This window comes from Bifidobacterium amazonense (genome assembly GCF_018555435.2).
In the GTDB taxonomy this organism is placed as follows: Bacteria; Actinomycetota; Actinomycetes; order Actinomycetales; family Bifidobacteriaceae; genus Bifidobacterium; species Bifidobacterium amazonense.
Genome location: NZ_JAFEJT020000101.1, coordinates 1 through 5740 on the forward strand (window position 1 = coordinate 1; position 5740 = coordinate 5740).

Genomic DNA, 5740 nt, shown 5'->3' on the forward strand with positions numbered 1-5740 from the left:
AGCGCGGCCTTGCGGCCGACGGCACGCGATGCTGCGGTCGTGGCTGCGGTCGCGGCAGACCGCCGCAATGACGGATGCAACGGCATGCCCGCGCACGCCGAACGGGCGAAACCCGGCTATAGGCTGCCTGCGCGCCGCCATTGCGAGGGCGGGCGGCCGAAGCGGGCGCGGAACAGGCGGCTGAAATACAGGGCGTTGTCGTAGCCGACCATCGCGGCGATGTCGCCGATCGGGTAATCGGTACTTTCCAGCAGCATCTTCGCCTCGCCCATGCGGATCGCCGTGACGTACTGCAACGGTGGCATGCCGATCGCCTCACGGAAACCGCGGATGAACCAGCCGACGCTCACGCCCTGCATACGCGCGTATTCCTCGATGCTGATGTCGTCGGCGAAATGACGGTGGAAATACGTCACCGCGTCCTGGATCTCGGGCGGGATGCGGCGGCGGGCGCCATCGGAGTCGGTGGATTCGGCGATGTGGCGGCGCATCAGCAGCAGCAGTCTGCGCAGATCCGCCGCGACCAGCTCCTCGAACGCCGGCCGGCGCAGCTGCAGCTCGCCGATCATGCGATTGAACAGCTGCGCATACTCCGGATTCGTTCCGGCGTCGACGATGCCCGTGGCCGTTCCGGCGTCGACGATGCCCGCGGCTGTCCCCGTGGCCGTTCCTGCGGCCATGCTCTCGGACGCCCCCGAGTCCGTCCCCTCGTCCACGCCTGCATTCACTTCCGCGCCCGTCCTCAGGCCCGTCCCCAAGCCAGTCCCCGCATCCGTCCCCGCCAACCCATCCAGCAGCAAAGCCGTCTCACTGCCGGAAAAATGCGCCCAATACACCTCGGTGCCATCCGCCGAACGGTATTCGTACCGTTGCGGCTCGCCGGGCAGATAGACGACGGCCGAACCGGCGGCAATCGTATGCGGCTGATCGTGCTTCCAGAATGTGGCGGTGCCGGCATTGACATACAACAGCTGGTGATCCCTGCGGCCGGTCTGCCGGATCGTGCTGAACTCCGGGCGCGTCACCATGCGATACCGCCCGCAGGCGCTGACCAGCAGCGGGCTCGCCATCGTGACCGCGGCGTCGACGTCCACGTCCTCCCGGTAGAGGTAGCCGGCGAGCATATCCATACCGGAAACACGGCCGGCGACCACATCGTCTGTCATTTTGTGCATATTATCACGCAAAACGCCCATAGCGGAGCGCGCGTTCTTCCGCAATAATGGAGAACGATGTGACACAGCTAGGTCGATGCGAGCAGACCGTCCGCAACCGCAGTCACCGCGCACGCCAAGTGCGGAGCGCGCGACACGCGGGTGGGCGGCCGTCTCACGTCGGCGACCCGCAAGCCCGAAGGAGCGCAGATCCGCATGTTCATCCCGCGGTATTACGAAGACCTCAATAATCTGCATGTTGGTACGGAACCCAACCGCGCCTACTACGTCCCCGCCTCGCATCGCATGGACACGGTCGGCGAGAAGCGCGCGAACTCCGACCGCTTCCAGCTGCTCAACGGCGACTGGGACTTCAAGTACTACGCCAGCATCTACGACCTCGACGCCGACGTCGCCGCCGCCCGCGCGGCCGGCCGTCCGGCGTTCTGCGACGACGGGTTCGACGGCACCGGCGCCCCCGCCGATCTGGAGTCGTGGGAGCATCGCGCCGCCGTCAGCCACGGCCGCGAAGCCGCCGGCTTCACCGCGATCCCGGTGCCGAGCGTATGGCAGAACCACGGCTTCGACGGTCACGAGTACACGAACGTCAACTACCCGTACCCGCTCGACCCGCCGTTCGTGCCGCAGGACAACCCGTGCGGCGTCTACATCCACGAATTCGAGCACACGCCGAACCCCGACGCCCCGCGCACGTTCCTGAACTTCGAAGGCGTCGACTCCTGCTTCTACGTGTGGCTCAACGGCCGGTTCATCGGCTATTCGCAGGTCTCCCATTCCACCAGCGAATTCGACGTGACCGACGCGCTCGACAACGGCATGAACATCCTCGCCGTGCTTGTGCTCAAGTGGTGCGACGGCAGCTATCAGGAGGATCAGGACAAGTTCCGCATGTCCGGCATCTTCCGTGACGTCTACCTGCTCGACCGCCCGGAGGACACGGTCCGCGACTACTTCGCGCACACCGCGATCTGGCGCAACGTCGATCCGCGTCTGCTCGACGATCTGACCGACGCCGAGTACGACGAGTCGCCGGTCGACCATGCGACGATCGACGTCGACTTCGCGTTCTACGACGACGTGGACGTGCCCGTGACCGTGCAGCTGTACGATGCGGACGGCGAGCTCGTCGCCGAAACGCAGGCCGAGCCGATCGACGCGGACGCGGACGATACCGACGGTACGGACGATGCGGAGAACGACGAGGATCGCGCCGAGGACGCCGCCGACGCCGCCGGTTTCGCCGACGACACCGCGGACGGTCTCGAGGAAGGCACGATCGAGTCGATCGACGAGATCGCCGACGTCGACGACAGCGAGCCGAGCGACGCGGAAAACGCGCTGCACATCGCGATCGCGACCGACACGGCGTCGCCGACGATCGTCGACACAGACTCGGCCTCCGGCGACAGCGCGTTCCTGCCGACCGCGCACGCGCGACTCGTCGTCGACGATCCCCAGCTGTGGACCGCCGAAACGCCGTACCTGTACACCATCGTCTACACCACGGCGAACGAGGTCATCACCGACCATATCGGCATCCGCGAAGTCAGCGTCGACGGCAACGTGATCAAGGTCAACGGCAAGCCGATCAAGATCCACGGCGTCAACCGCCACGACTCCGACCCCGTGACCGGCCCGGTCATCAGCGAGGCGCAGATCATGCGCGACCTGACGCTGATGAAGGAGCACAACGTCAACGCGATCCGCACCAGCCACTATCCGAACGCGCCGCACTTCTACGACCTGTACGACCGTCTCGGCTTCTACGTGATCGGCGAGGCCGACGACGAAAGCCACGGCACCGACGTCGCGATCGCCAAGGACGACAGCTGGGACGCGCACGCCCAGCGTTGGCCGCGTCTGATCGCCGACAATCCGGCGTGGATCGCGCCGACCGTCGACCGCGTGCAGCGCTGCGTCGAACGCGACAAGAACCACGCGTCGATCATCTTCTGGTCGATGGGCAACGAGTGTGCGTACGGTTGCACGTTCGAGGCCGCGCTCGAATGGACGCAGGCGTTCGACCCGAGCCGCCTGACCCACTACGAGTCCGCACGCTACGTGACCCCCGATCGTGAATACGATTTCAGCCATCTCGACGTGCACAGCCGCATGTACCCGTCGATCAAGGACATCGACCAGTACTTCTCCGAAGAAGGCCCGCGCACGCCCGACGGCAAGCGCGACGGCACCTTCGGCGGCGACGATGGCGACAACGGCGTCAAACCGTACTTCATGTGCGAGTTCTGCCACGCGATGGGCAACGGCCCGGGCGACCTCGAGGACTACTTCGACCGCATCCAGCGCTACGACGGACTGGTCGGCGGCTGCATCTGGGAATGGTGCGACCACGCGATCGACCGTGGCACGAATGCGGCCGGCCGCCGCGAGTACGCGTACGGCGGCGACTCGGGTGAATACCCGCACGACGGCAACTTCTGCATGGACGGCCTCGCGTACCCCGACCGCACGCCGCACACCGGCCTGCTCGAGTTCAAGAACGTGTACCGTCCGGTGCGCGTCGCCGGATTCGACCCGGTCGCGGGCACGGTCACGCTGCACAACTACTACGACTTCCTCAACACCGCCGACGCCGGCCTGTTCCTCGACTTCACGCTCGTGGTCGACGGCAGCCCGGTCGTGAACGCCTCGTGGGAGGAGGATGCCGCCGCCGCGGGCGATGCGTTCCGCGTGGAGCATCCCGGCAATTACACGCCGGCCATGCCCGCGATCGAACCGCACGGCGAGACGACCGTCGAACTGCCGACCGCGATCCGCACGGCCGTCGCCGAGCTGGGCGAGCGCGGCGCGGGCAAGGCGACGCTGCTCGTGCGCACGTATCGTCTGACCGACGACGGCGTGCTGCTTGCCGGCTTCCCGCTTGGATTCGACGAGGTCGCCGTGCCGACGGCCGATCCGCGCAACCAGACCGTGGTCGCGCTGCTGGAGGAGGCGCGCGACGAGGCTGGCGCCAGTGGCGCTGATGGTGCTGGTGCTGGTGAGGACGGTTGCCGTGGCGGCGCGGGTGCTGGTTGCTGTGGTGGCGATTGCGGCGATCATGGCGACTGCGGCGATACTGACGCGCGCGGCGAGTCCTGCGCGTGCGATGCGCACGATGCCCGCGCGTGCGGCGACGCGCACGTCGGCTCGGCGATTCCGGCACTGCTCACCGTCAGCGAGACGTCCGCCGCAATCACCGTCGAATCTCCCGACTTCCGCTACGCGATCGACAAGCGCACGGGCCTGTTCTCAACGATGACGTATGCAAACCGTTCGCTGCTCGACCGTCCGATGGAACTCAACATCTGGCGCGCGCCCACCGATAACGATCGCAACGTGCGCAACGAGTGGGAGAACGCGCAGTTCGACCGCGCCTACGCCCGCGCGTATGGGGTCGACGTGCTGGTCGACGAGGACGATCTGGTCGACATGCAGCCGGCGTCGGAGTCGCCCGTCGTCTCCGACATGGACATGGTCGCGCCCGAGATCGCCGCACAGACCGAAGGCGAGCCGGAACTGATCGCGTCGTTCGGCGACGCGGATGGCGCGCGGACGGCCGACTCCGGTTTTGACGACGGTACGGTCGCCGTCGCCGGCGACGTGACGATCCAGGCCCGCATCGGCCTTGTCGCGCCGATCGTGCAGCGCATCGCGACCGTCGACGCGACGTGGATCATCCATCCGAACGGCACCATCGAACTGACGATGGATGTGACGCGCGATCCGGCGTTCCCGTTCCTGCCGCGCTTCGGCCTGCGCCTGTTCGTGCCCAAGTCGATGGAGCAGGTGACGTACTGCGGTCTCGGCCCGATCGAAAGCTACGTGGACAAGCGCCGCGCCAGCTGGCACGGCGTGTTCGCGGGCACTCCGCGCACGCTGTTCGAGCCGTACATCAAACCGCAGGAGAACGGCAACCACCATGACTGCGACTGGGCGTCCGTGGCCGGCGACGGCATGGCGCTCACCGTGTTCGGCGGGGTGGCGGCCGTCGCCGCGGATGACGCTGCGGATGACGCCGGGGATGGCGCCGCGGATGGCACCGGTGCCGCGGGCGAGACGGGCGTTGCAGCACCGTCCACGTTCGACTTCCAGGCGCTGCCGTACACGGCCGAGGAGCTCACGCGCAAGATGCACAACAGCGAGCTTGAGGAATCGGCTTCGACGGTGGTGTGCGTGGACTACGCGCAGTCCGGCATCGGCTCCAACAGCTGCGGCCCGGCCTTGGCCGAACAGTACCGCCTCGACGCCGAGCGCTTCACCTTCGCCGTGGGTTTTGAGCCGTCCGCGCGGTAGGAAAGCGGCCGGTGTCGGTTCCGGTGCTGGTCTCGGGTTTGGGGATGGATGTTCTCATTCCCGGCTTTCCCGTCGGGCATTGCTGCGAAACAGGCGACAACGCGGTTTTGCGGGCGGTGCCCTGACGGGGGAGAGGCCGTGGCCGAACGTGGCAGGAAGTCTTCTGTGGTCATGTGTATTGGCCAAGGTGTTTTGCCGTATTTCGGTTGGCCGTGCCGGCCGCGCCGCTGACGGGAGGCTCCGAACAGGGGCGCTGTGCCGACTGGATCGGC

2 protein-coding genes are annotated in these 5740 nt (G+C 66.9%); one reads left to right on the forward strand and one right to left on the reverse strand.

Annotation, left to right across the window (positions count from 1 at the left end):
* Nucleotides 1-116: 116 nt before the first annotated feature.
* A complete protein-coding gene (locus tag JS533_RS13295; RefSeq protein WP_241515267.1) occupies nt 117-1166 on the reverse strand; it encodes a helix-turn-helix domain-containing protein in 1050 nt (349 codons plus the stop codon).
* 204 nt (nt 1167-1370) lie between these two features.
* On the opposite strand from JS533_RS13295, the gene JS533_RS13300 reads away from it, so the two are divergent.
* Nucleotides 1371-5468: a glycoside hydrolase family 2 TIM barrel-domain containing protein gene (locus JS533_RS13300; protein ID WP_241515269.1), complete on the forward strand. Its 4098-nt coding sequence runs from the start codon at nt 1371-1373 to the stop codon at nt 5466-5468.
* Nucleotides 5469-5740 lie beyond the last annotated feature (272 nt).